The sequence below is a fragment of the Streptomyces albiflavescens genome, assembly GCF_014645835.1.
Lineage (GTDB): Bacteria > Actinomycetota > Actinomycetes > Streptomycetales > Streptomycetaceae > Streptomyces > Streptomyces albiflavescens.
The window spans coordinates 78222-104393 of the sequence record NZ_BMMM01000004.1 but is presented as its reverse complement, the minus strand read 5'-3'; the positions used below and the strand labels follow the sequence as shown (position 1 = coordinate 104393).

The 26172-nt window shown below is 70.5% G+C and carries 23 protein-coding genes and 1 pseudogene; 12 read left to right on the top strand and 12 right to left on the bottom strand.

What is annotated here, in order from left to right; translation table 11 throughout:
- Positions 1–22 precede the first annotated feature (22 nt).
- Both IEY95_RS12875 and IEY95_RS12870 read left to right on the top strand, forming a co-directional pair.
- Positions 23–865, top strand: a pseudogene (locus IEY95_RS12875) (tyrosine-type recombinase/integrase); the annotation flags it as partial.
- Between the two features lie 527 nt (positions 866–1392).
- A complete protein-coding gene (locus tag IEY95_RS12870) occupies positions 1393–1581 on the top strand; it encodes a hypothetical protein (RefSeq protein WP_189186118.1) in 189 nt (62 codons plus the stop codon).
- An 86-nt stretch (positions 1582–1667) separates the two neighbouring features.
- On the opposite strand, the gene IEY95_RS12865 is transcribed toward IEY95_RS12870, so the two are convergent.
- Entirely contained in the window at positions 1668–2429 is a 762-nt protein-coding gene (locus tag IEY95_RS12865) for a phosphoglyceromutase (RefSeq protein ID WP_189186117.1), read from the bottom strand.
- 194 nt (positions 2430–2623) lie between these two features.
- Between IEY95_RS12865 and IEY95_RS12860 the strand changes: the two genes are divergently transcribed.
- Positions 2624–3928 (top strand): MDR family MFS transporter, encoded by a 1305-nt coding sequence (locus IEY95_RS12860; RefSeq protein ID WP_229702862.1) that lies wholly within the window; start codon positions 2624–2626, stop codon positions 3926–3928.
- Here IEY95_RS12860 and IEY95_RS12855 read toward each other — a convergent pair.
- Positions 3925–4359: a DUF2000 domain-containing protein gene (locus tag IEY95_RS12855; protein ID WP_229702860.1), complete on the bottom strand. Its 435-nt coding sequence runs from the start codon at positions 4357–4359 to the stop codon at positions 3925–3927. The two genes, IEY95_RS12860 and IEY95_RS12855, sit on opposite strands and share 4 nt — an antisense overlap.
- Positions 4360–4408: 49 nt before the next feature.
- Between IEY95_RS12855 and IEY95_RS12850 the strand changes: the two genes are divergently transcribed.
- Entirely contained in the window at positions 4409–5221 is an 813-nt protein-coding gene (locus IEY95_RS12850) for a helix-turn-helix transcriptional regulator (RefSeq protein ID WP_189186115.1), read from the top strand.
- On the opposite strand, the gene IEY95_RS12845 is transcribed toward IEY95_RS12850, so the two are convergent.
- The 3 genes from IEY95_RS12845 to mshA form a co-directional block, all read right to left on the bottom strand.
- Positions 5200–6927, bottom strand: coding sequence for a glycosyl hydrolase family 28-related protein (locus tag IEY95_RS12845; protein ID WP_373294464.1), 1728 nt, complete (start codon positions 6925–6927; stop codon positions 5200–5202). The genes IEY95_RS12850 and IEY95_RS12845 overlap by 22 nt on opposite strands.
- 127 nt (positions 6928–7054) lie before the next feature.
- Positions 7055–7555, bottom strand: coding sequence for a type III secretion system chaperone family protein (locus IEY95_RS12840; RefSeq protein WP_189186114.1), 501 nt, complete (start codon positions 7553–7555; stop codon positions 7055–7057).
- Complete coding sequence (gene mshA / locus IEY95_RS12835) at positions 7548–8885, bottom strand: D-inositol-3-phosphate glycosyltransferase (protein ID WP_189186113.1); 1338 nt, start codon at positions 8883–8885, stop codon at positions 7548–7550. The genes IEY95_RS12840 and mshA overlap by 8 nt, the downstream gene beginning before the upstream one ends.
- A gap of 309 nt (positions 8886–9194) precedes the next feature.
- On the opposite strand from mshA, the gene IEY95_RS12830 reads away from it, so the two are divergent.
- From IEY95_RS12830 to IEY95_RS12820, 3 genes are all read left to right on the top strand, one after another.
- Positions 9195–10007: a class I SAM-dependent methyltransferase gene (locus tag IEY95_RS12830; protein WP_189186112.1), complete on the top strand. Its 813-nt coding sequence runs from the start codon at positions 9195–9197 to the stop codon at positions 10005–10007.
- 313 nt (positions 10008–10320) lie between these two features.
- Positions 10321–11406: a C40 family peptidase gene (locus tag IEY95_RS12825; RefSeq protein WP_189186111.1), complete on the top strand. Its 1086-nt coding sequence runs from the start codon at positions 10321–10323 to the stop codon at positions 11404–11406.
- 283 nt (positions 11407–11689) lie between these two features.
- A complete protein-coding gene (locus IEY95_RS12820) occupies positions 11690–13018 on the top strand; it encodes a PP2C family protein-serine/threonine phosphatase (RefSeq protein ID WP_189186110.1) in 1329 nt (442 codons plus the stop codon).
- 36 nt (positions 13019–13054) lie between these two features.
- On the opposite strand, the gene IEY95_RS12815 is transcribed toward IEY95_RS12820, so the two are convergent.
- From IEY95_RS12815 to IEY95_RS12805, 3 genes are all read right to left on the bottom strand, one after another.
- On the bottom strand, positions 13055–13393 hold the full coding sequence (locus IEY95_RS12815) for a DUF2516 family protein (RefSeq protein ID WP_189186484.1): 339 nt from the start codon (positions 13391–13393) through the stop codon (positions 13055–13057).
- Between the two features lie 134 nt (positions 13394–13527).
- The gene (locus tag IEY95_RS12810; protein WP_189186109.1) at positions 13528–14148 is read right to left on the bottom strand and encodes a hypothetical protein; all 621 of its coding nucleotides are present in this window, start codon (positions 14146–14148) and stop codon (positions 13528–13530) included.
- Positions 14149–14246: 98 nt separating this feature from the next.
- On the bottom strand, positions 14247–14759 hold the full coding sequence (locus IEY95_RS12805) for a helix-turn-helix domain-containing protein (RefSeq protein WP_189186108.1): 513 nt from the start codon (positions 14757–14759) through the stop codon (positions 14247–14249).
- A gap of 543 nt (positions 14760–15302) precedes the next feature.
- Between IEY95_RS12805 and IEY95_RS12800 the strand changes: the two genes are divergently transcribed.
- Complete coding sequence (locus IEY95_RS12800; RefSeq protein ID WP_189186107.1) at positions 15303–17690, top strand: ATP-binding cassette domain-containing protein; 2388 nt, start codon at positions 15303–15305, stop codon at positions 17688–17690.
- Between the two features lie 260 nt (positions 17691–17950).
- Here IEY95_RS12800 and IEY95_RS12795 read toward each other — a convergent pair whose 3' ends face one another.
- Together IEY95_RS12795 and IEY95_RS12790 are read right to left on the bottom strand one after the other, a co-directional pair.
- On the bottom strand, positions 17951–18508 hold the full coding sequence (locus IEY95_RS12795; protein ID WP_189186106.1) for a GNAT family N-acetyltransferase: 558 nt from the start codon (positions 18506–18508) through the stop codon (positions 17951–17953).
- Positions 18509–18637: 129 nt separating this feature from the next.
- Positions 18638–19408, bottom strand: a complete 771-nt coding sequence (locus IEY95_RS12790; RefSeq protein ID WP_189186105.1) for an SDR family oxidoreductase — start codon at positions 19406–19408, stop codon at positions 18638–18640.
- A 106-nt stretch (positions 19409–19514) separates the two neighbouring features.
- Between IEY95_RS12790 and IEY95_RS12785 the strand changes: the two genes are divergently transcribed.
- The 3 genes from IEY95_RS12785 to IEY95_RS12775 all read left to right on the top strand — a co-directional run bounded on the left by IEY95_RS12785 (position 19515) and on the right by IEY95_RS12775 (position 22379).
- A complete protein-coding gene (locus IEY95_RS12785) occupies positions 19515–20402 on the top strand; it encodes a sigma-70 family RNA polymerase sigma factor (RefSeq protein WP_189186104.1) in 888 nt (295 codons plus the stop codon).
- Positions 20403–20826: 424 nt separating this feature from the next.
- Positions 20827–21714, top strand: coding sequence for a nitroreductase/quinone reductase family protein (locus IEY95_RS12780; protein ID WP_189186103.1), 888 nt, complete (start codon positions 20827–20829; stop codon positions 21712–21714).
- The gene (locus IEY95_RS12775) at positions 21711–22379 is read left to right on the top strand and encodes an SDR family oxidoreductase (protein WP_189186102.1); all 669 of its coding nucleotides are present in this window, start codon (positions 21711–21713) and stop codon (positions 22377–22379) included. Before IEY95_RS12780 ends, IEY95_RS12775 begins: the two co-directional genes overlap by 4 nt.
- Before the next feature lies 1 nt (position 22380).
- Here the strand turns inward: IEY95_RS12775 and IEY95_RS12770 are convergent, their stop codons facing one another.
- Together IEY95_RS12770 and IEY95_RS12765 are read right to left on the bottom strand one after the other, a co-directional pair.
- Complete coding sequence (locus tag IEY95_RS12770; protein ID WP_189186101.1) at positions 22381–24417, bottom strand: HelD family protein; 2037 nt, start codon at positions 24415–24417, stop codon at positions 22381–22383.
- A gap of 69 nt (positions 24418–24486) precedes the next feature.
- Positions 24487–25092 (bottom strand): TetR/AcrR family transcriptional regulator, encoded by a 606-nt coding sequence (locus tag IEY95_RS12765; protein WP_189186100.1) that lies wholly within the window; start codon positions 25090–25092, stop codon positions 24487–24489.
- A 98-nt stretch (positions 25093–25190) separates the two neighbouring features.
- Here IEY95_RS12765 and IEY95_RS12760 point away from each other — a divergent pair, with 98 nt between their 5' ends.
- Positions 25191–26162 carry a zinc-binding dehydrogenase gene (locus tag IEY95_RS12760; RefSeq protein WP_189186099.1) on the top strand — a complete coding sequence of 324 codons (972 nt, stop codon included), beginning with the start codon at positions 25191–25193 and terminating at the stop codon, positions 26160–26162.
- Positions 26163–26172: the final 10 nt, after the last annotated feature.

The following is a 26172-nucleotide window of genomic DNA, read 5'->3' as shown; positions in this document are numbered from 1 at the left end:
ATCACCTCCCGTCCCCTCGTGTCACATCCGCGACTGGGTGCGGCAGCTACAAGAGAACGGCATCCGGGGGTCCTACGCCCGGACGATCTACTCCAACGTGCGCGCTGCGTTGAGCGCGGCCGTGGATGACGGGCATCTCCCCCGCAACCCATGTGCGGCTCGCTCGGTCCGGCCGCCGACCGTCGACACGAAGCGCGTAGTCCCGTGGACGGCGGAACGGGTCTTCGCTGTCCGCGCGTCCATGCCTGAGCGCTTCCAAACAATGGTCGACCTGGGTGCCGGCTGCGGGCTCCGACAAGGCGAGATCCTAGGTGTCGCCGTCGACGCGATCGACTTCGAGTCGAGCACGCTGCACGTGGTGCAGCAGCTCAAGCTGAGCCGCAGCAAGGCCGTGTTCGCCCCGCCGAAGGGTGGAAAGTTCCGGGACGTGCCGCTCCCAGGGCCGGTCGCTGACGCCCTCCGGGCGCACATGCAGGAGTTCCCGCCGGTGGAGATCACTTTGCCGTGGAAGGTTGCGGACGGTCCCCCGGTGACCAAGCGGCTGATCTTCACCGGGCCGCGCGGGGGTCATGTCTGGCGCACGTCGCTCAACGAGGAGGCGTGGAAGCGGGCGCTGGCCGGCGCCGGGGTGATCCCGTTCCCCGAGCGTGGACAGCCGTACGTCGAGTCCCGCGGGAACGGCATGCACGCCCTCCGCCACTTCTACGCCTCTGTGCTCCTGGACGCCGGAGAGAACATCAAGGCCCTCGCCGAGTACCTCGGCCACTCCGACCCTGGTCTGACGCTCCGCGTCTACGCGCACCTGATGCCGTCCAGCCAGGAGCGCACCCGCAAGACAGTGACAGCTATCTACGCAGGTCACTAAGTTTTGTTCACCCAGGGTTCGAGCACCAAACTAATAGCTATTGGCGCACCAAACCAACGCTAATGCTGCACCAAACTCGGAGCTAATGCCGCACCAAACCAATAGCTAATGCTGCATCAAACCCATAGCTGATGCCGCACCAAACCCATAGCTAATGCTGCATCAAACCCATAGCTGATGCCGCATCTAACCCGAGCGCCAGTCGGCTCCACACAACCCACCTGGTCAAGACCACCATAGACAGGGAGCCGGAGCACAGAAATCTCCGTGATCAACTACTCGTGAGGGAACAGCACAGCATCTGACGTTCCTCGGAGTGCGGACGCACCGGTCACGACATGGAGACAGGAAGGCGAAACCGAAAATCCGCAAGAGTTCGGCGACCCACCCCGCCTTAACTGGGGATTTGTGAGCCTAGGGCTACACGCAGTAAAGTCCTGTTGCCGAAATAAACGGAGAGGCCGCTCATGCAGGAGCGACCTCTCCTCTCCATCGGCACATTCATTGCCCCTAGCACTGGAGAATTCATGACCCGCATGGAGAAGTCCATGGTGCCACGACGCAGCCTGCGCATCGAGCTCACCCCCCGGGAACTGCCGTTCGGCCTCGTCGGTGGGGGCGGGGCCGCTCTCAGCATGTGGTCGGGGGTTACCCCGGTTGCCGTCCTTCCGATGGCGTTCCTGATTTCCGTCCGCGTGATCGTTCGCCTCTTCTAGTCCCGACGGCCCAGAGACGGCCCAGACACAACAACAAGCCCCCTACCAGCGGAGAACCCGCAGGTAGGGGGCTTGATCAGTCCGTCTTACTTCTTCTTGCCCTGGTTCTTGACCGCCTCGATGGCGGCCGCCGCGGCCTCCGGGTCGAGGTAGGTGCCGCCCGGGTTGAGGGGCTTGAAGTCGGCGTCGAGGTCGTAGAAGAGGGGGATGCCGGTGGGGATGTTCAGGCCCGCGATGTCGGCGTCGGAGATGCCGTCGAGGTGCTTGACCAGGGCGCGCAGCGAATTGCCGTGGGCCGCGACCAGGACCGTGCGGCCGGCGAGGAGGTCGGGGACGATGCCGTCGTACCAGTACGGGAGCATGCGGACGACGACGTCCTTCAGGCACTCCGTGCGGGGGCGCAGCTCCGGCGGGATGGAGGCGTAGCGCGGGTCGTCGGACTGGGAGAACTCCGTGCCGTCCTCAAGGGGCGGGGGCGGGGTGTCGTACGAGCGGCGCCACAGCATGAACTGCTCCTCGCCGAACTCGGCGAGCGTCTGCGCCTTGTCCTTGCCCTGCAGGGCACCGTAGTGGCGCTCGTTCAGGCGCCACGAGCGGTGGACGGGGATCCAGTGACGGTCCGCGGATTCCAGCGCGAGCTGCGCGGTGCGGATCGCGCGCTTCTGGAGCGAGGTGTGGACCACGTCGGGCAGCAGGCCGGCGTCCTTGAGCAGCTCACCGCCGCGGACTGCCTCCTTCTCGCCCTTCTCGTTGAGATTGACGTCCACCCAACCGGTGAACAGGTTCTTCGCGTTCCATTCGCTCTCGCCGTGGCGGAGGAGGATCAGCTTGTACGGTGCGTCGGCCATACGCCCGAGCGTAATGGAAGCCTTCGTCCCCTCGCTCGCCTGCCCGGAAGCCGGACACTTGCCCCCCTGGAAGTCCGTCGGTTGACGGCTTCTGTTAATTGAGTGGCTCCCCGGCCTCCCCGGCTCGTAAGTTGTGCTCGCCGCCTCAGCCACTTACACCCGTAAGGCAGCAAGACACCCGTGGGGGACCAGCCATGCCACTCGCCGTCATGAGACGCGCCGCCCGAGAGACCGTCTCGGGGCTCCCCCGCGAGTTCTGGTGGCTGTGGACCAGCACCCTGGTCAACCGGCTCGGGGCGTTTGTCGCCACTTTCATGGCGTTGTACCTGACGCTCGACCGCGGGTACTCCGCCTCGTACGCCGGCCTGGTGGCGTCCTTGCACGGACTCGGCGGTGTCGTCTCCTCGCTCGCGGCCGGTGTGATGACCGACCGACTCGGGCGGCGGCCCACCCTGCTCATCGCGCAACTGTCGACGGCCGCCTCGGTCGCGCTGCTCGGCTTCATGCACCACCCGGTGGCGATCGCCGCGGTCGCCTTCCTGGTGGGTATGGCCTCGAACGCCTCGCGGCCCGCCGTGCAGGCGATGATGGCCGACATCGTCCGGCCCGAGGACCGCGTCCGCGCCTTCTCCCTCAACTACTGGGCCATCAACCTCGGCTTCGCCGTCTCCTCCATGGCCGCCGGTTTCATCGCCGAGTTCAGCTATCTCGCCGGGTTCCTCATCGAGGCCGGCATGACCCTCGTCTGCGCGCTCGTCGTCTTCGCGAAGCTGCCCGAGTCCAGGCCGTCCCTCACGGCCAAGGCCGCCTCCGAACCCGTCGTCGGCCTCGGCACCGTCCTGCGTGACGGCCGCTTCATGAGCGTCGTCGGACTGTCCTTCCTCGTCGCGCTCGTCTTCCAGCAAGGGTCGGTCGGACTTCCGGTCGCGATGGGCGAGGCGGGCTTCACCCCGGCCGACTACGGCATGGCGATCGCCGTCAACGGCGTCCTCATCGTCGCGCTCCAGATCCCGGTCACCCGTTTCATCGAGCACCGGGACCCGAGACGGCTGCTGGTCCTTTCGTCGCTGCTCGCCGGATACGGCTTCGGGCTGACCGCCTTCGCGGGCTCGGTCGGCGTCTTCGCCCTCACCGTCTGCGTGTGGACCCTGGCCGAGATCGTCAACGCACCCACTCAGACGGGCCTGGTCGTCCGCCTCTCCCCCGTGCAGGGCCGCGGCCGCTACCAGGGCATGTACACCCTGTCCTGGTCGCTCGCCGCGCTCATCGCGCCTCTGATGTCCGGCCTGGTCATCGACCGGTTCGGCGCGGAGTGGCTGTGGGGGCTGTGCGCGGTGGTCGGCACGGCGGCGGGGCTCGGCTACGGGATGCTGATGCGCCGGCTTCCGGCCGAGGAGCCGACGCCTGCCACCACGCCGTCCACCGCCACCGCCACCGCCACCGCCACCGCCACCGCCTCAGCCTCCGCGAACGCCGAGGTCGGCACCGCCACCCCCTAGGGATGCATCCGCGCACCCTTCAGCACCTTGTCCACCGCGTTCCGCGGCCCGTACACCGCGAGCCCGACCAGATCCAGTTCCCCCGTCGGCACGGCCCGTACGGCCGCCCGGTTGTCACGGTCATTGCCCGTGGCGAACAGATCGGACGTGAAGACCGCGCGCGGCAGCGCCCGGGACAGTGCGCGGCCGTGCGCGGCGGTCAAGGTCTCCTTCGAGCCCTCGAAGATCAGCACGGGCTGGCGGAACATCGGCAGATACGGCGTGCCGTCGGCGTCCTCGTACGGCTCGCCGATCACCTCCGGGAGGACCGTCCCGAGCCCGCTGACCAGGAAAGCGGTCACATTGAGTCGCTGCCAGGGCTCGAGGTCGTCCCGCAGCAGTACGGCGATCTTGGTGTCGAAGCGGATGGGTTCAGGGGTCGAGGTGCTCATACGTCGAGACTCTCGAACGCCGTAGGAGGTCGTCTTGTACGTTCTTTGCATGGCCCCTCAGGCCCATCCGGCCCCTCAGCGGGAGATCACCGCGTGGCGCCCGCACGTTCCGGGTGTCGTGGAGGTCTTCCACGCCCACTACACCGAGTACGCGTATCCCATGCACGTGCACGAGGCGTGGACGCTGCTGATCGTCGACGACGGCGCCGTACGGTACGACCTCGACCGGCATGAGCACGGCACTCCGCACGACACGGTGTCGCTGCTGCCGCCGCACGTCCCGCACAACGGTTCACCGGTCACCGAGCACGGCTTTCGCAAGCGGGTCCTGTACCTCGACCTGAGCCGGCTCGACGAGAGCCTCATCGGGCCGGCGGTGGACGGTCCCGACCTGGTGGATCCCGTGCTGCGGCGCCGCGTCGGGCAGTTGCACCGGGCGCTGGCGCACCCCGGGGACGAGTGGGAGGCCGAGAGCAGGCTGACCCTGATCGCCGAGCGGCTGCGGGGGCACCTGCGGCCGAGGCTCGTCGAGGAGCCGCGGCCCGACCGCCCGCTCGCCCACCGCCTGCGCGAACTCCTCGACGAGCGCCTCGTCCAGGGCATCGCCCTCGACGAGGCGGCCGCGCTCGTGCACGCCCATCCCGCCCACCTGGTGCGGGCGTTCAGTGGCGCGTACGGCATCGCCCCGCACCAGTACCTGATGTCCCGCCGCGTCGACCGCGCCCGCCGGCTCCTCCTGGAGGGCGGAAGACCGGCCGAGGTGGCCACCGCGACCGGCTTCTACGACCAGTCCCATCTGACGCGCCACTTCCGGCGGTTGGTGGGAGTCTCCCCCGGTCGCTACCGCTCCAGCTCGCGCTGAGCGTCGTACAGGTTGCGCGGGCGTACGACGTCCGTGGTGCCGTACAGCTCCAGGCGGGAGTGCAGGTCTCCGGTGAAGTCGGGTACGTCGATCTGGTCGAACTCCGTCACCTCGTTGACGCCGACGGTGGCGGAGTAGGGCGCGAGGCCGTCGATCTTCATCAGGCCCGCGCGGCCGTTGGTCACCCGGATGTTCCAGTGCGTGAAGCGGGCGCCGAGGAGGGGCCCCGCGCTGGCGTCTCCGCCGTGACGGCCGTTGTTGTGAACGGTGATGTCCGTGCGGACGTTGGCGAAGGGCAGGCCACGGTGGGAGTCGAATGTGCCCATCTGCATGTCGCCGCGCGACCAGACGTTGTAGGAGGACAGGCCCTCGACGTTGATGCCGTGGAGTTGGGTTCCGGCGGGGGCCGGCACCGTGCGCTGCTCGATCGTGAAGTCCTCGATGAGGTTGTCGTGCGAGCCCTCGCGGCAGAAGTAGGGGTGGTGCGAGCCGCGGCCCGCGACCTTCGTACGGCGCAGGGTGCAGGCGGAGGCCGCGACAAGACCGAATCCGTTGTCCACATGACGTACGACGATGTCGTCGGCCCAGCAGTCGTACGCACACTGGAACACGACCCCGTTGTAGCCCTTGTCGAGGAGGTGCGGGGACTGGGGCGTCTCGACCACTTCCAGGGTGAGGCCCTCGACGCCCGAGCCGGTCAACTCCTGGACGTGGGTGGTCAGGCGGGGATCCCATTCGGGGCGTACGTCGAGCGGGAGGGGGCGTTCGAGGGTGACCTTGCGGCCGCGGACGTGCGCGATGCGGACGGGCCACTCGTAGGGGACGTACGACGTCAGTTTCGTCTTGTCGTCCCAGTAGTACGCCTCGGGGCCCGGACCGCCGCCCGCCATGTGCTCCAGGAGCGTGTGGCCGGTGTCGTCGGCGAGGCGGAGGAGGACGAGCGCGCCGGGCCGCAGCTTCTCGGCGTCCGCGACCGTCACCGTCCAGGAGCCCTGACGCGCGGGCGCGACCGTCGTCAGCGTCTCCCACTCGTCGCGCTTGTTGCCGGTCCAGCCCTCGAAGGGCCACGCCTTGGCCTTGATGGCGGTCGTCAGCGTCGCGAAGCGGTCCGCCGGACAGAGCCAGACGAGCCCGCCCGCCCAGGACCAGGACGACTTGTCGCCGCCGTAACGGGATCCGTAGACGCCGATCAGCTCGGTGAGGTTCTTGGTCGCGTACAGCTTCGTACGGTCGCTGCCTGCGCCGCGCAGCACGACGTTCGCATGCCCGATGCGGATCAGGTCGTCGATGCGGAAGGTGCCGGGCGGGATGAGAACCGTGCCACCGCCGGCCCTTCCGGCAGCAGCGATGGCACGGTTGATCGCGGGGGCGCAGTCCGTCGTGCCGTCGTCCGCCACGGCGCCGTAGTCGCGTACGTCGGCCACCACGGGGCGGCGAGGGAGGCGCGCCGCCCCGCCACCGCGGCCGGACCTGCCGATGTACGGGATCTGCGGGTGGGTGAAGGGGGTGCGGGTGAACTCGTGCCAGAGGGCCGGGACTTGTCCCTGTTGTGCACCTTGTACGGGTGATGCGGCGGCCGTCGTCGTTCCGCCGGTCACGGCGACGGCCGCCACGGCTGTGGCGCTGCCGAGCAGGCGCCGTCTGGTGATGCCCGAATGCCCGTTGCTCATCCCCGTACCCCCGCCCGTGCCCCTGCCCGTGCTCATACCCGTCCGCCTTCCATTGTCTTCCATGGATGTGAACGACGTTCAGATCTGCGTCGGCGGTGAGCATGCCACGGGGGCCGCAGGCAGGGAAGAGGGTGCGCAACGGCTAATCAGTAGCGGAGGGAGGTCAGTTGGCGGGACGCTGGGTCAGGTGAGTGAACGCGTCCAGATTGCGGGTCGACTCGCCGCGGGACACCCGCCAGGCGTACTCCTTGCGGATCGCGGAGGCGAAACCGAGCTCTAGGAGGGTGTTGAAAGAGCCGTCGGCAGCTTCCAGGACCGAGCCGAGGAGACGGTCGATCTCATCGGGCGCGACCGCGGCCAGCGGCAACTTGCCGACCAGATACACGTCCCCGAGGGAGTCGACCGCGTAACTGACCCCGTAGAGCTTGAGGTTGCGCTCCAGGAGCCAGCGGTGGACCGCCTCCCGGTTCTCGTCCGGGTGCCGGATCACGAACGCGTTCAGCGACAGCGAGTGCCTGCCGACGATCAGCGAGAGGGTCGTCGACAGCTTCCGGGTGCCGGGAAGCTTCACCACGTAGTTGCCGGGCTCGGGGCTTTCCCATTCGAGTTCGGCGTCCTTGAGGACCCCCTCGATGACCTGTGCAGCCTGCTGTACATCAGCCATGGTGGGAGCGTACGCGACGCCGATGAGCCTGCATCGCCGCCGTGTACACGTCCGCCGTCCCCGCGGCCGCGGTGTCCCAGCCGAAGCGCTCCGCATGGCACGCCGCGGCGGCACCCATCCGGGCGGACAGCCGCGCGTCGTCCGCGAAATCACGCAGCACGCGCGCGTAGTCGACGGGATCGTGCCCGGGGACGAGGAAGCCGGTCTCCTCGTGGCGCACCGCCACCGGCAGCCCGCCCACCTCGGCCGCGAGCACCGGCGTACCCGCCGCCTGCGCCTCGATGGCGACCAGCCCGAAGGACTCGCTGTACGAGGGCATGACCAGCACCGACGCCGCCCGGAACCAGTCCGCGAGCTGATCCTGGGCGCAGGGCGGCCGGAAGCGTACGACGTCGGCGACGCCGAGCCGCGCGGCGAGCTTCTGCAGCCCCTCGGGCTTGGCGAGACCGCTGCCGCTGGGACCGCCCACGACGGGCACGACGATGTTCCCGCGCAGCTCGGGGCGCTCGTCGAGCAGGACGGCGATGGCGCGCAGCAGCACGTCGGGGGCCTTCAGGGGCTGTATGCGGCCCGCGAAGAGGGGGATCAGGGCGTCCTGCGGAAGCCCGAGGCGGGCGCGGGCGGCGGCGCGGCCGTCGGCCGGGCGGAAGCGGTCCAGGTTCACGCCCGGATGGACGACGGCGACCTTGCCGGGGTCGGCCTCGTAGTGCCGTACGAGTTCGTCGGCCTCCTCCGCGGTGTTCGCGATGAGGCGGTCGGCGGCACGCACGATCTGGGTCTCGCCGATGACGCGGGCGGCCGGCTCGGGGTTGTCGCCCTCGGCGAGCGCCGCGTTCTTGACCTTGGCCATGGTGTGCATCGCGTGCACCAGGGGCGCGCCCCAGCGCTCGGCGGCGAGCCAGCCGACATGGCCGGAGAGCCAGTAGTGCGAGTGCACGAGGTCGTAGTAGCCGGGGCGATGGCCGGCCCAGGCCTGCATGACGCCGTGTGTGAAGGCGCACAGCTGGGCGGGCAGGTCCTCCTTGGCGAGTCCCTCGTAGGGACCCGCGTCGACGTGCCGGACGAGGACGCCGGGGGCGAGCTCGACGGTCGGCGGGAGGGCGGCCGTGGTGGCGCGCGTGAAGATCTCGACCTCGATGTTGATCGCGGCGAGGCGCTGGGCGAGTTCCACGATGTAGACGTTCATCCCGCCCGCGTCGCCCGTGCCGGGCTGGTGCAGCGGCGAAGTGTGCACGGAGAGCATCGCGACGCGACGGGGCCTGCGGTGCAGCCGGAGCCTTGCGGACGCCGCCGGGGAGCGTCGCCCGAGCCTGCTGACGTACTGGCTCACCTGGCGTTCCTCCTTGCTGCGGGCATGCGGGTCGGAGGACGCACTGCGCCCTCCGAGAGAGGGAACGCCGGAGGGTGCTGCTCCATTTCCTCTTTGCCGAATCATTACCGGTGCTCGCTCAACCGTTCGAGGGTGGGGGGCGTGGAGGCCGTACGGGGCGGGATGGGGTGGCGTGGGATTGTCTCCGCCCCCCATCTGGGTGCGGCAGCCCCCAGACAGGGGGCGGAGGGGGCGAGAAACCCCCGGCCTCGGCACCGACCTCGGCACCGGCACCGGGTGCCTCCCATGTGGACGCATACCCTCGTACGTATGACAGCCCGCGCAGCTTCCCGCCCCGTGGGAAACGTGACACGCGGGACCACCAACCCCAACCGCCTCTGCCGCATGGACCGCTGGATCGCGGCGACGCACGGCGCCGAACTCCGCCGCACCCCCACCCCCGTGGCGGTCGACCTCGGCTACGGCGCGGCCCCCTGGACGGCGGTGGAACTGCTGACACGGCTGCGCACCGCCGCCCCCCGCGCCCAGGTGGTGGGCGTCGAGATCGACCCGGCCAGGGTCGCCGCCGCCCGCCCGTACGAGCGCGAGGGTCTTATCTTCCGACACGGCGGCTTCGAGGTACCGGTACAGGGCAGCCCCGCCCTCATCCGCGCGGCCAACGTGCTGCGCCAGTACGACGAGGACCAGGTCGCCGAGGTCTGGCAGCGCCTGTGCGCACGCCTCGCACCGACGGGCCGAGGCTCCCGGGGCGGCCTGCTCGTCGAGGGCACCTGCGACGAGATCGGCCGCCGGCACGTATGGGTCGCCCTCGGCCCGGAGGGCCCCCGCACGGTCACCTTCGCCACCCGCCTCGGCTCCCTGGACCGCCCCTCCGACCTCGCCGAACGCCTGCCGAAGGCCCTCATCCACCGCAATGTCCCGGGCGAACCGGTGCACGCCTTCCTGCGCGACTTCGACCGCGCCTGGGCGGCCGCCGCGCCCTACGCCTCGTACGGCGCCCGGCAGCGCTGGATCCGGACGGTCCGCGACCTGACGGCCGACTGGCCGGTCACGGACGGCGTGACGCGCTGGCGGCAGGGCGAAGTCACGGTGCGCTGGGAGGCGTTGGCGCCGCGCGCGTGACCGCGGATCGCGGATCGCGGATCGCGGATCGCGGATCGCGGATCGCGGATCGCGGATCGCGGATCGCGGATCGCGGATCGCGGATCGCGATCGGCCGAAGTGGCCTGACCTGCGGGGAACGATCTCCGTGACTGGTTCGTCACACAGGCGGGGAGATCGCCTTGTGGAATCCGGGGTGTGGGAGGGGAGAGGGCGGGGAGTTGGGCCGACGGAGGGGAGTTCTTGCCCACCTCTGTCGCATTGCGCGTCGACATGGCACGATCCCCCAGGCGTCCGTAAGTTACTGACGGTAAATCAGTTTGGGGGCTGAGTAATGGGATCCGGCAAGCGGAGCCTGACCACGGCGGCCATGGCCCTGGCCTGCGCATGTGCCTGCGCGGTGCTCGCGACACCCCAAGTGGCGTACGCAAGCCCGACACCGACACCGACCCGGACTCCCACCGCGACACCAACGCCCGTGAGCAACAAGGACCTTGAAGCGGTCCGCAAGAAGCTGGACAAGCTCTACCACGAGGCGTCGGTGGCCACGGACGCGTACAACGCCGCCGAGGAGAAGGCCCAGAAGCAGTCCGCCGCGATCGTCGATCTGGCCCGCGAGATCGTCAAAGGCCAGGCGAAGCTGGACAAGTTGAAGGACCGCGCGGGCGCCGCCGCTCGAGCGCAGTACCGGGGTGGCGGGCTGCCGCCCGAGGCACAGCTGTGGCTGAGCGACGACCCGCAGGAGTTCCTGGACGGCGCGGGGCGCGTGCGACAGGGCGAGCACGCGACCAAGGGGCTGCTCGCCGAGATGACGCGCACACAGCAGGACTTGCGGCAGTACGCGAAGGACGCCTCCGCCCAGTGGAAGAAGCTGGAGGCCAACCGCAAGACCAAGGCCGAGGCCAAGAAGAAGATCAAGGAGCGGATCGCCGCCGCCGAGAAGCTGGAGTCCCAGCTGGAGAAGAAGGAGAGGGAGCGGCTGGCGAAGCTGGAGGAGGAGGCCGCCTACCAGGCGCAGACCACCTGGCTGAGCTCCGGCATCCTCGCGGAGATCAACGGCAAGGCGTCCGAGCAGGGCAAGAAGGCCGTGAAGTACGCGACCGGCCAGATCGGCAAGCCCTACGAGTGGGGAGCGGAGGGCCCGAAGTCGTACGACTGCTCGGGGCTGACCTCACAGGCCTGGGCGTCCGCCGGGCACGGCATTCCCCGCACCTCGCAGGAGCAGTGGAAGCAGCTCACCCACGTCGGCATCAGGGACATGCGCCCCGGCGATCTGGTCATCTACTTCGACGACGCCAGCCATGTCGGGATGTACATAGGAGACGGCGCGATCGTGCACGCGCCCCGGCCCGGGCGCACGGTGACGATCACGGGTGCGGGTTCGATGCCGATTCTGGGGGTTGTACGGCCGGACGCGTGACGCCTCAGGTGCGGCCGGCGGCGCACCCCGCGTGACCTGTCCCACGTGACCTGTCGCACGGTTGCCCTCCCCGCGCAACCCCAGGGACGTGACCTTCGTCATCCCGGGGGGAACCACATCCTGTCCAAATGCGGTACGGGATGCGGCATATGACGGTGGCCGTTTGCCGGACGTCGTGCCGCACACCATTCCGTTGCGGCACCGGCTGACGCTATGGTCCCCGTCGGTGGGTCGAGGACTTTCGACCCACCACGCCCTCGGGGGGAGGGAAGGAACCCAGACGATGCCCGTACCCGTACCGCGGCAGAGAGCGATCCCGGCCGTGGAAAGTGGTCAGGCTCAAGCCGTGTTCTCACCCGGCGGCCCATCCGGAGACTCGACCGGCGGCCCCGCCGGGGCAGTACCGGCGCCCCGCGCCTCGGCCCCTTTCGACAGCGCCACCAACCTGACCCTGCTGGTCATCGAGGACGACCCGGCGGGTTCGCTCAGCGTGCCCGAAATGCTCGACGCCGCCGGCAAGCCGATCCGCATCCGTACCGCCCGCAACCTCACCGAGGCCGAGCGGCTGCTGACCGACGACGTCCACTGCATCCTGCTCGACCTCGCGCTGCCCGCGCCCGGCCGGGCCACCGGCAGCGAGGAGGAGCTGGTCACGCTCAAGCACGTGCTGCGGCTCGCGCCCCGGCACGCCGTCCTCGCGCTCACCGCGTCCGGGGACGCCGAGCGCGGCGCGGAGGCGGTGCGCGTCGGCGCCCAGGACTACCTCTTCCGCGACGAGCTGGACGGCCGGCTGCTGAGCCGCGCGATCCGGTACGCGGTGGAGAGGAAACGTTCCGACAGGGCCGAGCGACGGCTCACCGAGTCGAAGCTGCGCGCCCAGGAGAACGCACGCCTGGAGCGCGGCCTGCTGCCGACCCCGCTCCTGGAGGGCTCCCCGCTGCGCTTCGCCGCGCGCTACCGCCCGGGCCGCTCCCGGGCGCTGCTCGGCGGCGACTTCTACGACACCGTCCGCACGCCCGACGGCACCGTGCACGCGATGATCGGCGACGTCTGCGGGCACGGGCCCGACGAGGCGGCGCTCGGCGTGGAGCTGCGCATCGCCTGGCGTGCGCTGACGTTCGCGGGACTGTGCGGCGACGAACTGCTCTCGACGCTCCAGCAGGTCCTGGAGCACGAGCGCGAGAGCGACGAGATCTTCGCGACGGTCTGCACGGTGGACATAGCACCGGACGGACGCCGCGCCGGGCTCTGCCTGGCGGGCCACCCGTCCCCGCTGATCGCCCGCCCGGGCCGCCCGGCCGAACTGCTGCCGTCCGACAACAACGGCCCCGCACTCGGTCTGCTGCCGCACGCCCGCTGGCCGCGCATGCAGGTGGATCTGGGCCCCGCCTGGAGCCTGATGCTGTACACCGACGGTCTGATCGAGGGCCACATCGGCGAGGGCAAGGAGCGGCTCGGCCAGGACGGCATGGTGGACATGGTCCGCCGCCAGCTCGCCCAGGGACTGGAGGGCGAGGAGCTGCTGCGCGCGGCGGTGAGCGAGGTGCGCGAGCTCAACGGCGGGGAGCTGGCGGACGACGTGGCGGTGCTGTTGCTGGACAGGACGCCGTAAGCGCCGTACGCGTCAGGCCTGTTGGCCTGGTCGGCCTTACCGTCCGCCGTTGTAGGGACCGTACGGGCCGTCGCTGCTGCTTCCGCCACGGCGGCCTCGGCCGCCGCCGGACACCTGACGGAGGGCGGGGCGGACGTCGACGAAGAAGACGATGGTGGCGATCAGGCCGGCGATCTGCAGGAAGAGCATCGGCACCAGGAGATTCACCGCCACCGTGATGCCGAGGATGATCAGCCAGAACATCTTGTTCTGCTTGTCGGCCGCGCGGTAGGCGTCCTCGCGGGCCACCGCGGCCATCACCAGTGCCACCACGGCGAGCACCAGCATGGCTGTGAAGATCAGCCACATGAGGCCGCCGAATGCCGTCATCAGCACAATGCCCACCGCCCGAGTCGAGTCGTCTCTACGGCCACCGTACCCGGAGAACGGGCCGGGAACTCTGAGAGTGCCCGGCCCGTCTCAGGAAGGCGCAGCGGCCTGGTTGCTGCTTGCGACGTACTGCCTGCGACCTACTTCGCGGGCGGAGTCGTCTTCTTGGCGGTGGTCTTGCGGGCCGGGGCCTTCTTGGCGACGGGCTTCTTCGCCTGAGCGGACGCGGCGGCCTCGACCGGCTTCCCCTCGTCCTTGACCTCGACCGGCTCGGCCTTCGGCTCGACGGCCGCGGCCAGCTCCTCGATCTCGTCGGCGGCCTCGCCGCGCCAGGTCTTCACGGTCTGCTCGCCATGCTCGGCGACCTTCTCGTACGTCTCCCGGGCCTTGACGGCGTACTCGGCGGCGACGCCGACACCGCGCAGGGCGAAGTCCTGAGCGGACTCACCGAGCTTCTTCAGGTCGGTGTCGAGGGTGCTGCCGAGCTTCTTGAGGTCGGCGTCGAGGGTGCTGATGAACTCCGTCACCTTGGCCTGGATGGTCTCCTGCGCCTCCTTGGCGCGGGCGGTGGCCTTCTCCTGGGCGGCGTTCGGGTCGAAGTTCTTGACGGTCTCGATGCGCGCGGGGGCCTCGGCGCGGATCTGCTCCACGATGCCGGGGACCTTCTTGGCCTGCTGGACGGCCAGGTCGGCGGTGCCGGCGAGGAAGTAGAGCGGGGTCGGGTCCGTGGCGGCCTTGCGGATGTCGTCGGTGATGGCCATGGCGATGGTCCTCCCGTATCGCTTTCAGCTGAGGGTTTTGGTGATCCGCGGTGTGACCGGCCGGTCTGCGGAGGTTCTGGCGGTGCTGGTGTTGGTCTTCAACTGGCGGTCTGCTGCGGATCGGCATCGCTGCCGTCGGCCGTGCGGGGGCCGCGGACGGCGGTGTCCTTCGGGTGCTCGGCATCCGGTATGTCCTGAGCCGTGCGCACGTCGGTGCCGTGCACCTCGGTGCCGTGAACGTCCTCGCCCGCCTGGGCGATCTCGAACCCGTTCTCCTTGCGGAAGGACTCGTAGATCTGGAGCAGCACCTGCTTCTGCCGCTCGTTCAGCGTGGGATCGGCGAGGATGACGGCACGCGTCTCCACCTCGTCCCGGTCCCGCTCGGCGTCGAGGATGCCGGCCCGCACGTACAGCGTCTCGGCGGAGATCCGCAGCGCCTTGGCGACCTGCTGGAGCACCTCCGCGCTCGGCTTGCGCAGCCCGCGCTCGATCTGGCTCAGATACGGATTGGACACCCCGGCGGCGTCGGCGAGCTGCCGCAGTGACAGCTGCGCGTTGCGCCGCTGTTCCCGCAGATACTCACCAAGATTGCCGACGTTGAGCGATGCCATGCCTCTACCTTGCCGCATCCCCGCTAACAATTGCAAGCACCTGCTTGCAAAAGTGCGCCACACCACGCGGTGGCCGCTCCCGGGCTGCCCGAGACGGTTCTGGGCACCTTCCGCAGTCGCTTCACCGAGCCGGCCAGTGTGCCGCGCGGCGCCTGTCGGTGCCGGACGGCGCACGCGACGGCCGGAATGGCGTGCTGGGTGGCGAGACAGGTGACCGGACCGGTCAGGATTCGAGAAGCGCGGGCCGCCGGGCCGCCCCTACCGTGAAATCGCCGACCGCGGCGATCGGGCTGCCGGTTTCCGGACGTCCCGCTCGTCCCCGAGCCGGACGGTCCCGACCGGACCGACGAACGAGCTGCCCCACGAGCCGATGGGCGGGACGACCGCCGGCCGGTCCGACGCCTTGGCGGGCGCACCACGTGGCAAGGGGCAAAAGCTCCACGGGCCGAGGAGAACCACACGTACGCTCGAAGCTGGTCGGATCGAGCCAGGCGACGCCGACGGAGACCGCGAAGGCGGCCCCGCCCAACAGATGGAGACACGATGAGCATGGCCCCGAGGACCGACACGCAGTCGCCTGCGCCGCACGTTGCCGACAGCCACGAGATGATCCGCGTGCACGGCGCGCGCGAGAACAACCTCAAGGACGTCAGCATCGAGATCCCCAAGCGCCGGCTGACGGTGTTCACCGGTGTCTCGGGCTCGGGCAAGAGCTCGCTGGTGTTCGACACCATCGCCGCGGAGTCGCAACGGCTGATCAACGAGACGTACAGCGCCTTCGTGCAGGGCTTCATGCCGACTCTGGCGCGGCCCGAGGTCGACGTCCTCGACGGGCTGACGACGGCGATCAGCGTCGACCAGCAGCGGATGGGCGGCGACCCCCGCTCCACGGTCGGCACCGCCACCGACGCCAACGCGATGCTCCGCATCCTCTTCAGCCGGCTCGGCACGCCGCACATCGGTCCGCCCAGCGCGTACGCCTTCAACGTTCCCTCGGTCCGGGCGAGCGGCGCGATCACAGTCGAGCGCGGCGTCAAGAAGGCCGTGAAAGCGACCTTCAACCGCACCGGCGGCATGTGCACGCGTTGCGAGGGCCGCGGCACGGTCTCCGACCTCGACCTCACCCAGCTCTACGACGACTCCAAGTCGCTCGCCGAGGGCGCGATCACCGTCCCCGGCTACACGGGGGGCGGTTGGAACTCCCGTCTCTACAGCGAGTCGGGATTCGTCGACCCGGACAAGCCGATCCGCAAGTACACCAAGCAGGAGCTGCACGACTTCCTCCACCGCGAGCCGACCAGGATGAAGATCGCGGGCATCAACATGACCTACGAGGGGCTGATCCCGCGGGTCCAGAAGTCGATGCTCTCCAAGGACAAGGAGGCGATGCAGCCGCACATCCGGGCATTCGTGGAGCGCGCGGTCACCTTCACCACCTGCCCCGAGTGCGACGGCACCCGGCTCAGCGAGGGAGCCCGGTCTTCGAAGATCAAGAAGATCAGCATCGCCGACGCATGCGCGATGCAGATCAGCGACCTGGCCGAATGGGTCCGGGGCCTCGACGAGCCGTCGGTGGCACCGTTGCTGACCGCGCTGCAGCAGAGCCTCGACTCGTTCGTGGAGATCGGCCTCGGCTACCTCGCGCTCGACCGGCCGTCGGGCACGCTCTCGGGCGGAGAGGCGCAGCGCGTCAAGATGATCCGCCACCTCGGCTCTTCGCTCACCGACGTCACCTATGTCTTCGACGAGCCCACCACGGGCCTGCACCCCCATGACATCCAGCGGATGAACGACCTGCTGCTGCGGCTGCGGGACAAGGGCAACACGGTGCTCGTCGTGGAGCACAAGCCGCAGACGATCGCGATCGCCGACCACGTCGTCGACCTCGGCCCCGGTGCCGGTACGGCGGGCGGCACGGTCTGCTTCGAAGGCACCGTCGAGGGGCTGCGGGCCGGGGACACCATCACCGGCCGCCATCTCGGCGACCGGGCGGCGCTCAAGGAGACGGCGCGGAAGCCCACCGGCACGCTGGAGATCCGCGGCGCCACCGCCCACAACCTCCAGGACGTCGACGTCGACATCCCGCTCGGGGTGCTCTGCGTCGTCACCGGCGTGGCGGGCTCCGGCAAGAGCTCGCTCGTCCACGGCTCGATCCCGGCCGGCGCGGGCGTGGTCTCGGTCGACCAGGGAGCCATCAGGGGCTCCCGGCGCAGCAACCCGGCGACGTACACCGGGCTGCTCGACCCGATCCGCAAGGCGTTCGCGAAGACCAACGGCGTCAAGCCGGCGCTGTTCAGCGCCAATTCCGAGGGCGCCTGCCCCACGTGCAACGGCGCGGGCGTCATCTACACCGACCTGGCGATGATGGCCGGCGTCGCCACCACCTGCGAGGACTGCGAGGGGAAGCGGTTCGACGCATCGGTGCTGGAGTACCACCTCGGCGGCCGCGACATCAGCGAGGTGCTCGCGATGTCGGTGACCGAGGCCGAGGAGTTCTTCGGCCCCGGCGAGGCGCACACGCCGGCCGCGCACCGCATCCTCGAGCGGCTCGCCGACGTCGGGCTCGGCTACCTCAGCATCGGTCAGCCGCTCACCACGCTGTCCGGCGGCGAGCGGCAGCGGCTCAAGCTGGCCACCCACATGGCCGAGAAGGGCGGCGTCTACGTCCTGGACGAGCCGACCGCCGGCCTGCACCTCGCCGACGTCGAGCATCTGCTCGGCCTGCTCGACGGGCTCGTCGACTCCGGCAAGTCGGTCATCGTCGTCGAGCACCACCCGGCGGTCATGGCGCACGCCGACTGGATCATCGACCTCGGCCCCGGCGCCGGCCACGACGGCGGCAAGATCGTCTTCGAGGGCGCACCCGCCGACCTCGTCGCCGCCCGCTCCACCCTCACCGGCGAGCACCTCGCTGCCTACGTCGGCACCTGACCGAGACGCCCTCATCGCTGTGGACGTGGATCTCGCCACGTCCATGCATGAGTTGGCCGGGGACTACCCGGGGGGCGGGACGGCGAGCGGGGCCGGCAGACCGATGAGGGGGATCCGGTCGTGGGCCCAAGGGCCCGTCGCCGTACGCCCGTCCACTCCTCCCGCCGGGAGCCACGAGCTGTTGCCGTGTGCCGTCCACTCCTCCCGCCGGGAGCCAAGAGCTGTTGCCGTGTGCCGTCGTCCACTCCCCCCGCCGGGAGCTAAGGCCTCTTGCCGTGTGCCGTCCACTCCTGCTTGAGCAGGCCGAACAGCACCCTGTCGTGCCACTCGTCCCCCACCCGCACACTCTCCCTCCGTCGGCCCTCCTCGATGAAGCCGGCCGCCCGGAAGGCGCGGAGGGCGCGCTCGTTGCCGCTCCAGGTGTCCAGCTCGACGCGGTGCAGACGGAGGGGGCCGAAGAGGTGGCCGAGGAGGAGGTGGAGAGCCTCGGAGCCGTAGCCGCCGCCCCAGTGGTCGCGTTCGCCGATGGTGATGCCGACTGTCGCGCAGCCGGTGAACGGGTCGAGGTCGCGGTAGTCGACCATGCCGATCGCGCGGCCGTCGGCCAGGTCCTCCACGGTCAACGTGGCCTGCACGCGCGGGTCGTCGCGCAGCCGGGACTCGTAGAAGTGGGCCACCGCCTCGCGGGTGACGGGACCGAAGAGCGGGTCGCCGCCGGTCGCCCAGTGCACCACCTCCGGGTCGTTGCGCCAGCGCACATGGGCGTCCAGGTCATCGGCGCGCAGCGCCCGCAGCCGTACCAACTCGCCTTCGATCATGGGGTGATCATATGAATCCCTGGGCCCACCCGGCCGCGGCCCGGGCGTGATCCGCAGGACGGGGTCCTGGGGCCTGTCGTCAACTTCCCGTCTGCCCCGCGGGCGACGACGGGAATGTGACGACAGGCCCTAGCCCACCCGCTCCACCAGGAAGTCCTCCCACGTCCGCTTGCCGATCTCGGCGCCGTCGAGCGTCAGGTTGTCGCCCGCGCGGTAGGCGCGCCCCGCCTTGCCGGGGATGCGGACCGGCATCGTCGGGCGGCGCTTGCCGCGGGCCTTGAGGTAGCCGCGGGCCAGGTCGCCGAGGCCGTAGACCTTGGGGCCGGCGAGGTCGGGCACCAGGCCGGCCGGGCCGCCGAGGGCGAGTTCCACGATGCGGGCCGCGACGTCGCGCGCGTCGACCGGCTGGAGGCGCAGGCCGCCCGGGACCGGGAAGACTGGCATCTTCGCCATCGTCCGCACCATGTTCAGCGTCAGTTCGTGGAATTGGGCCGCCCGCAGCGTCGTCCAGGGCACACCCGATTCGGCGATGGCCCGCTCGGCGTCCAGCTTGGACCTGAGCCAGGCCAGCGGGACCCGGTCCGCCCCGATGACCGAGATGTACACGAGGTGCCGTACGCCGGCGGACTTGGCCGCCCGCACCAGGTTCCGCGTCGCGATGTCGTCGCCCTTGGGGCCGCCCGCGAGGTGCAGGACGGTGCCGACCCCGGCCAGCGCGCCCTCCAGCCCCTCGCCCTCGAGCAGGTCGACCGCCACGTACTCGACGCCGTCGGCGGTCTCGCGGGCGTGCCGGCTCAGCACCCGTACGTCGCGGCCGGCCTCCCGCAGCAGCGGGACGACGAGGCTGCCGAGCGTGCCGGTACCGCCGGTGACCAGGATGGTCGACAGGGTGGACGTCATGACTACTCCCATGGTGGTGGGGACCGGACCTGCGAAATCCCTGTCCCCTCAGCGGGTTCTCGGTGTTCTACTGCTCTGACACCCCGCGAGGAAGGAATGTGACACGGTGGGCGAGAGTGCATGGCTGGCGGAGCGGTTCGAGGAGCACCGGACGCATCTGCGGGCGGTGGCCTACCGGATGCTCGGCTCGGCGAGCGAAGCCGATGACGCTCTCCAGGAAGCCTGGCTGCGGGCCCGCCGCGCCGACACCGACGACATCGAGAACCTCGCCGGGTGGCTGACCACGATCGTGGCGCGGGTGTGCCTGAACCTGTTGCGCACCCGCGAGCGGCAGCGCGAGGAACCCCTCGACGTACGCCTCACCGACCAGGCCGTGAGCCCGGAGGACGGCGGCGACCCCGAAGAGGAGGCGGTCCTCGCCGACTCGGTCGGTGTCGCGCTGCTGGTGGTCCTGGACACGCTCTCCCCGGCCGAGCGGCTCGCCTTCGTCCTGCACGACATGTTCACCGTGCCCTTCGACGAGATCGGCCCGATGCTCGATCGCTCCCCGGCCGCGGTACGGCAGCTCGCGAGCCGCGCCCGGCGCCGCGTCAAGGGCGCCTCCCCCCTGCCCGAGGCCGATCTCACCCGTCGGCGCCGGGTCGTCGAAGCCTTCCTGGCCGCCACCCGCGGCGGAAACCTCGACGCGCTGGTCGCCCTCCTCCACCCGGACGTCGTCCTGCACGCCGACAAGTCCGTCATCCCCACCCCCGAACCGGTCGTCGTCAGCGGCGCGATCACCGTCGCCAAGGGCGCGATGGCCGCCACCGGCCGCGCCCGCTTCACCGGCCTCGCCCTCCTCGACGGAACGGTCGGCCTGGCCATGGCCCCCCTCGGCCGCCTCCGTCTGGTCCTCACCTTCACCGTCACCGAAGACGACCGAATCACCGCGATCGACGTCATCGCCGACCCGGACCGCCTCGGCGAGCTGGACGTCGCCGCCCTGGATTCCTGAAAACATGCCCGAAATCGCTCGGGCTTGGAATACCGCATTGCATTGAGGCCGCCCCTGGCATTAGCGTTGCGCCCATGACTGCCGGGTCGGCCTTGTGCCGTGAGCGAGTTGGTTGCCCGGCCTCCGAGTGAGGCCGGGGCGGGGTAGAGCCCCGCCCGCACTTTCTTCGTACGCATTCGTCGTACGCATTCGTCGTACGCATTCTTCGTACGCCTTCTTCGCGCGCTTCTTGCGTACGGCCTGCGCGAACGCCTTCCGCGAACGCCTTCCGCGTACGGCGCCCTCGTACAACTTCCCTGCGCGCACCCCCTGTGCGAGACACCGCGCGCCCTCACGCACGGACATTCAGCACCGCGGCGCACCCTTGCGCACCTCATTCGCCCCGCGGCAATTCACCCTGCCCGAAAACACAAGAAAGCAGCGAATGCCCAACCCTTTCAATCAGCAGGTCATCGAAGAATTCCGCGCCAACAACGGACGCGTCGGCGGCTATTTCGAGGGAGCGCGACTGCTCCTGCTGACGACCACCGGGGCGCGCACGGGGACGCCGCACACGACCCCCGTCGGCTTCTACCCCGACGGCGGCGAGCGAGTGCTCGTCATCGCGTCGGCCGGTGGCGCGCCCCACCACCCCGACTGGTTCCACAACCTTCTCGCGAACCCCCGGCTGACTGTCGAGGACGGAGTCTTCACCTACGAGGCGGAGGCCGTCGTCCTCGAACGCGCCGAACGTGACGCCGTGTTCGCCCGCGCCGTGGAGGCCGACCCGGGCTGGGCGGAGTACCAGGCGAAGACGGATCGCGTGATCCCGGTCGTCGCCCTCCACCCGATCCCGCCGGCCGGCCCGCCGAACATCAACGCCGGCTCCATGGCCGAGGGCCTGAAGGTCGTCCACGACGCGTTCCGGCGTGAACTCGCCCTGATCCGTGAGGAGTTCAGGACCGCCGGCGCCACCGGTACCGCCGGCGCCTCCCTCGGTGCCCAGCTCCGCGTCAACTGCCTCACTCTCTGCCAGGGCCTCCACAACCACCACACCGGCGAGGAGCTCGGCATCTTCCCGCTCCTCGCCGACCGCCATCCCGCGCTCGCCCCGGCCCTGGACCGACTGCGCCAGGAGCACGAGCGGATCGCCGAGCTCCTCGAAGAGCTGCGCCGGGTCGTCGCCCAGGATCCGCGGCACACGGACCCCAGCCACGTACTCTCCCAGGTGGAGCGCCTCACCACCGAGCTCGAAGCCCATCTGACATACGAGGAAGAACAGTTGATCCCCCTCCTGACATCCCAGTGGACTTCCCCGGGAGTCCCGCGGTGATCGCTCTCGTCACGGGCGCCAACCGCGGCATCGGCCGCGAGGTCGCCCGGCAGCTGGCCGCCGCGGGCCACACCGTGCTCGTGACGGCCCGGTCCGCCGGGGCCGCAGAGGAGACGGCGCGAGATGTCGGCCCGAACGCACGCCCCCTCCGCCTGGACGTCACCTCCGAGGCCGACATCACCGCGGCCGCCCGGGACATCGACGCCCTCGACGTCCTGATCAACAACGCGGCGATCACGTACGACACCTGGCAGCGGGCGACCACCGCCGACCTGGGCGTCGTACGCGAGGCGGCCGAGACGAATCTGTACGGTCCCTGGCGGCTGACCCAGGCACTGCTCCCCTTGCTGCGCGCGAGCGCACACCCGCGTGTCGTGAACGTCTCCAGCGAGGCCGCGTCCCTGGCGAGCATGGGCGGCGGCACCCCCGCCTACTCGGTGACAAAGGCGGGGCTCAACGCGCTCACCCGCATGCTCGCCGCCGAACTGCGCGCCGACGGGGTCCTGGTGAACGCCGTCTGCCCGGGGTGGGTCGCCACCGACATGGGCGGACCCGGCGGCCGCCCGGTCGAGGAGGGTGCCGCGAGCGTCGTGTGGGCGGCCACCCTCCCGGACGACGGTCCCACCGGCGGTTTCTTCCGTGACGGCGCGCCCCTCCCCTGGTGACTCACCAAGGGAGGGGGCGCGCGTGCACCACGTCCAGCCGCGACACCGCCCGCGTCAGCACCACGTACAGGCGGTGCAGCCCCCGCGCCTCCGCCTCCGCGACGGCGGCCGGCTCGACGGCGACGACATGGTCGTACTCAAGTCCCTTGGCGAGCCCCGCGGGCACCACCGCGACACGTGCGCCCAGTTCGCCGGGGCCCTCCGTCGCGATTCCGGCGGCGCCGAGCGCCTCCCGCACGCGTACGGCGTCCCCGTCGGCGGCGATGACCCCGACGGAACCCTCGTGGGTGAGCGCGCCGCGCACGGCGTCGACGGTCGCGGACAGTACGTCGGACGTCGGATGGACCCTCAACTCACCGTCCCCGCGCAGGGACTGAGCGGGCGGCACCGCCACGTCCAGTCGTCCCAGCAGCCGGTTGGCGAGTTCGACGACGGCGCGCGGCACCCGGAAACCGGTCGTCAGCGGTACCACCGCGGCGTCCGGTTTTCCCAGGTGCCCGAGCAGCTCGCCCCACTCCCGCGCGGCCCACGGAGTCGTGCCCTGCGCGAGATCGCCGAGCACCGTCAGCGACCCGAACGCCGCCCGCCGCGCGATCGCCCGGCACTCCATCGGCGACAGATCCTGCGCCTCGTCGATGACCAGGTGGCCGTATCCCTCAGGGTGTTCGATGAGCCCGGCGACCTCGTCGAGGAGGACGAGATCGGCGGCCGACCACCGCGCCGACTTCCACGACCGCGGCGGCTTGACCCACAGGATCGCCTTCTGCTCGTCCGCGCCCAGGATGCCCTCGGCCGCCGCCGCCAGCGCATCGGCGTCGGTGAGGAGTCGAGCGACGAGCTCCTCCGGGCGCACCCGGGGCCACACCGCGTCGACGTACGCCCCGACCGGCCGGGCCCGGGAGATCTTCTGCAGCCATGCGTTCGTAGCCGTTTCGCCGCGCCGTTCGGCCTGCTCCTGCATATGGCGCACGACCCGCGTCCGCACGCGCTCGCGTCCGACGGCGTACGGGGGCTCCTCGGCCCGTACGCCGTCCACGATGCGACGGAGCGTGTCGAGCGGGACGCGCCAGCGGTACGAGCCGTCCGGCACGGCGAGGGAGTCGGCGGGACTGCCGATGTTCGCGTGGAGAGCCCGGCGCAACACCTCCGCCATCCGGGCGTCGTGCTTGACGACGGCGGCGCGCTCGTCGTCCTCCCCTCTCACCGGGTGCCGGGCGATCTCGTCCCCGACGGTCGACTGCCGCACGCCCGTCTCGCCCAGCGCCGGCAGAACCTCCGAGATGTACGAGAGGAAGGTGCGGTTGGGGCCGAGGATCAGCAGACCGCCGCGGCGGATGCGCTGCGGGTGCGTGTAGAGGAGGTACGCGGCCCGGTGCAGGCCGACGGCCGTCTTGCCGGTGCCTGGGGCGCCCTGCACACAGACCGAGAGCCCGAGATCACCTCGTACGAGATCGTCCTGTTCGGGCTGGATCGTGGCGGCGATGTCGCGCATGGGGCCGACGCGGGGGCGCTCGATCTCGCTCACGAGGATGCGACTGTCCGGCTCGTGACCTGTGCCGATGTACTCGTCCTCCAGGCCCGTGAGGTCAGTTGAATCGCCTTGGCTGCCGGGCGCCCAGCCGAAGCGGCGGCGGACGGCGACGCCCTGCGGGTCGCCGGCGCCCGCCTGGTAGAAGGCGCGCGAGACGGGGGCGCGCCAGTCGACGACGAGGGGTGGTGCGGAAGGATGTTCGGTGATCCGCAGCCGGCCGATGTGATAGCTCTGCCCGGCATGCCCGCCGGCCGCCCCGGCATCCCGTCCGAATTCCAGCTTGCCGAAGAACAAAGGGCCTCGGGGCAGCTCACGCAGCTCCTTCGCCTGGCTGCGCAGCCGGTATCCGAGCACTTCGGCGTCTGCACCGGAGGCGGAGACGTCTTCGCCGATGACGACCTGTTCCTCGGCACCGGCGACCATCGCGGCGAGGGCGGCGCGGCAGGTGTCGTGGTAGATGCGTTCGCGGGTGAGGGAGCGGTTGAGGGCAGGGTCGGGTGACGTCATGCCATCAAGGGTAACCGAGTTTCGTTACCGAGTTACATTTTTTACTTGGTAACGGCCAGTGAGCGGAGGTCATGCGTATCGCGGCAGGCCCGCCCCCAGCAGCGCGAACGCCTCCTCGGCCGCGGCGACGGCATCGGACCGCACCTGTTCGGCCCCCTCCCCCTCCGCGATCCGCCGCCAGTTCTCCTGCGCGAGGATGCGCTGCACGGCGACGATCTGCCCTGCGGCGAGCCGGGCGCCGAGGTCGCCGCCGAGCGCCTCGGCAAGGGCGGCCTCGGACCGCTCCAGATACCCGTACATCCGGCCCGCCAGCGAGGGCGTCCCGTAGAGCAGCCGTTGGAAGGCGAGGACTTCCGGGTGGTCGTTGAGCCCGGTGATGGGATCGCACCGCTCCAGCCCGTCGAGGAAGTGCCGCCGCAACGCCTCCACCGGAGAGGGGCCCCGGACGGCGACCCGCGCGGCCTCGTCCTCATGGTCGGCGAACCGGTACAGGACCAGGTCCTCCTTGGCCGGGAAGTACCGGAAGAGAGTCGGCTTGGAGATCTCGGCGGCGGCGGCGATCTCGGCGACGGACACGGCGTCGAACCCCTTCTCCAGGAAGAGTCCGATCGCGATGTCGGAGACGGCCTGGTACATCCGCTGCTTCTTGCGCTCGCGCAGTCCGATCTCACCCATGGCCATGAGCCTACGCACCGACCGGGCCGGCGCTTGACCTCAACCGGACTTGAGGTCGAAGACTGCACCGCATCGACCCCGCTTCCAAGGAGTTACCGATGCGAGCAGCACAGGTGAAAGCGTTCGGCGGCCCGGAGGTCCTGACACCCGTGGAGATTCCGGACCCGGTTCCGGGACCGGGCGAGGTGGTGATCGACGTCGCCTACGCGGACACGATCTTCGTGGAGACACAGGTGAGGGCGGGCTGGGGCCGGGACTTCTTCCCGGTGACGCCCCCGTACGTGCCCGGGGGCGGTGTGTCGGGCGTGGTCAGTGCACTCGGGGCCGATGCCCCCGCCGAGTGGCTCGGCCGCCGGGTCACGGCGTTCGTGACCGGCAGCTACGCGGAACGGGCACTCGCCCCGGCCTCGGCCCTGACCGCCGTGCCGGACTCCCTCGACCTGCTCCCGGCCGCGGCCCTGGTCCACGACGGCGTCACCGCCGCAGGCCTGCTCGAACTGACCGCCGTCGGCCCCACCGACCGCGTCCTCGTCCTCGGCGCCTCCGGAGGCATGGGCACGCTGCTGATCCAGCTGGCCCACGCGCGCGGGGCGCGGGTGGTCGGGGTGGCCCGAGGAGCCGCGAAACTGGCACTGGTGCGGGAACTGGGTGCGGACGCGGCGGTCGACGCCACGGACCCCGACTGGCCGCGGGCCGCCCGCCACGCGCTCGGCGGCTCCACCGAAGCCGCGGACGTCGTCCTGGACGGCGTGGGCGGCGAACTCGGCGCCGCCGCTTTCGCCCTGACGGCCGACGGCGGCCGCTTCTCGGCCCACGGCGCACCGTCGGGCGGCTTCTCCCCCGTCGACCCGGCCGAAGCCACCCGCCGGGGCATCAAGCTCTTCGGCATCGGAGACGTCCAGTTCGGCCCCGCCGACCTGCGCCGCTTCACGTCCGACGCGCTCAACGATGCGGCGGCGGGGCGCCTGCTGCCGGTGATCGGCGAGGTGTTTCCGCTGGAGCGGGCGGGGGAGGCGCATGGGGCCATCGAGGGGCGGGAGTTGCTGGGGAAGGTCGTGCTGAAGGTGTGAGCACGCCGTC

What these genes read in the sequence shown, in the direction of transcription:
- IEY95_RS12870 (WP_189186118.1), top strand. Translation starts at nt 1,393, where the DNA reads ATGACCCGCATGGAGAAGTCCATGGTGCCACGACGCAGCCTGCGCATC.
- IEY95_RS12865 (WP_189186117.1), bottom strand. Translation starts at nt 2,429, where the DNA reads ATGGCCGACGCACCGTACAAGCTGATCCTCCTCCGCCACGGCGAGAGC.
- IEY95_RS12860 (WP_229702862.1), top strand. Translation starts at nt 2,624, where the DNA reads ATGCCACTCGCCGTCATGAGACGCGCCGCCCGAGAGACCGTCTCGGGG.
- IEY95_RS12855 (WP_229702860.1), bottom strand. Translation starts at nt 4,359, where the DNA reads ATGAGCACCTCGACCCCTGAACCCATCCGCTTCGACACCAAGATCGCC.
- IEY95_RS12850 (WP_189186115.1), top strand. Translation starts at nt 4,409, where the DNA reads ATGGCCCCTCAGGCCCATCCGGCCCCTCAGCGGGAGATCACCGCGTGG.
- IEY95_RS12845 (WP_373294464.1), bottom strand. Translation starts at nt 6,927, where the DNA reads ATGAGCACGGGCAGGGGCACGGGCGGGGGTACGGGGATGAGCAACGGG.
- IEY95_RS12840 (WP_189186114.1), bottom strand. Translation starts at nt 7,555, where the DNA reads ATGGCTGATGTACAGCAGGCTGCACAGGTCATCGAGGGGGTCCTCAAG.
- IEY95_RS12830 (WP_189186112.1), top strand. Translation starts at nt 9,195, where the DNA reads ATGACAGCCCGCGCAGCTTCCCGCCCCGTGGGAAACGTGACACGCGGG.
- IEY95_RS12825 (WP_189186111.1), top strand. Translation starts at nt 10,321, where the DNA reads ATGGGATCCGGCAAGCGGAGCCTGACCACGGCGGCCATGGCCCTGGCC.
- IEY95_RS12820 (WP_189186110.1), top strand. Translation starts at nt 11,690, where the DNA reads ATGCCCGTACCCGTACCGCGGCAGAGAGCGATCCCGGCCGTGGAAAGT.
- IEY95_RS12810 (WP_189186109.1), bottom strand. Translation starts at nt 14,148, where the DNA reads ATGGCCATCACCGACGACATCCGCAAGGCCGCCACGGACCCGACCCCG.
- IEY95_RS12805 (WP_189186108.1), bottom strand. Translation starts at nt 14,759, where the DNA reads ATGGCATCGCTCAACGTCGGCAATCTTGGTGAGTATCTGCGGGAACAG.
- IEY95_RS12800 (WP_189186107.1), top strand. Translation starts at nt 15,303, where the DNA reads ATGAGCATGGCCCCGAGGACCGACACGCAGTCGCCTGCGCCGCACGTT.
- IEY95_RS12795 (WP_189186106.1), bottom strand. Translation starts at nt 18,508, where the DNA reads ATGATCGAAGGCGAGTTGGTACGGCTGCGGGCGCTGCGCGCCGATGAC.
- IEY95_RS12790 (WP_189186105.1), bottom strand. Translation starts at nt 19,408, where the DNA reads ATGACGTCCACCCTGTCGACCATCCTGGTCACCGGCGGTACCGGCACG.
- IEY95_RS12780 (WP_189186103.1), top strand. Translation starts at nt 20,827, where the DNA reads ATGCCCAACCCTTTCAATCAGCAGGTCATCGAAGAATTCCGCGCCAAC.
- IEY95_RS12770 (WP_189186101.1), bottom strand. Translation starts at nt 24,417, where the DNA reads ATGACGTCACCCGACCCTGCCCTCAACCGCTCCCTCACCCGCGAACGC.
- IEY95_RS12765 (WP_189186100.1), bottom strand. Translation starts at nt 25,092, where the DNA reads ATGGGTGAGATCGGACTGCGCGAGCGCAAGAAGCAGCGGATGTACCAG.
- IEY95_RS12760 (WP_189186099.1), top strand. Translation starts at nt 25,191, where the DNA reads ATGCGAGCAGCACAGGTGAAAGCGTTCGGCGGCCCGGAGGTCCTGACA.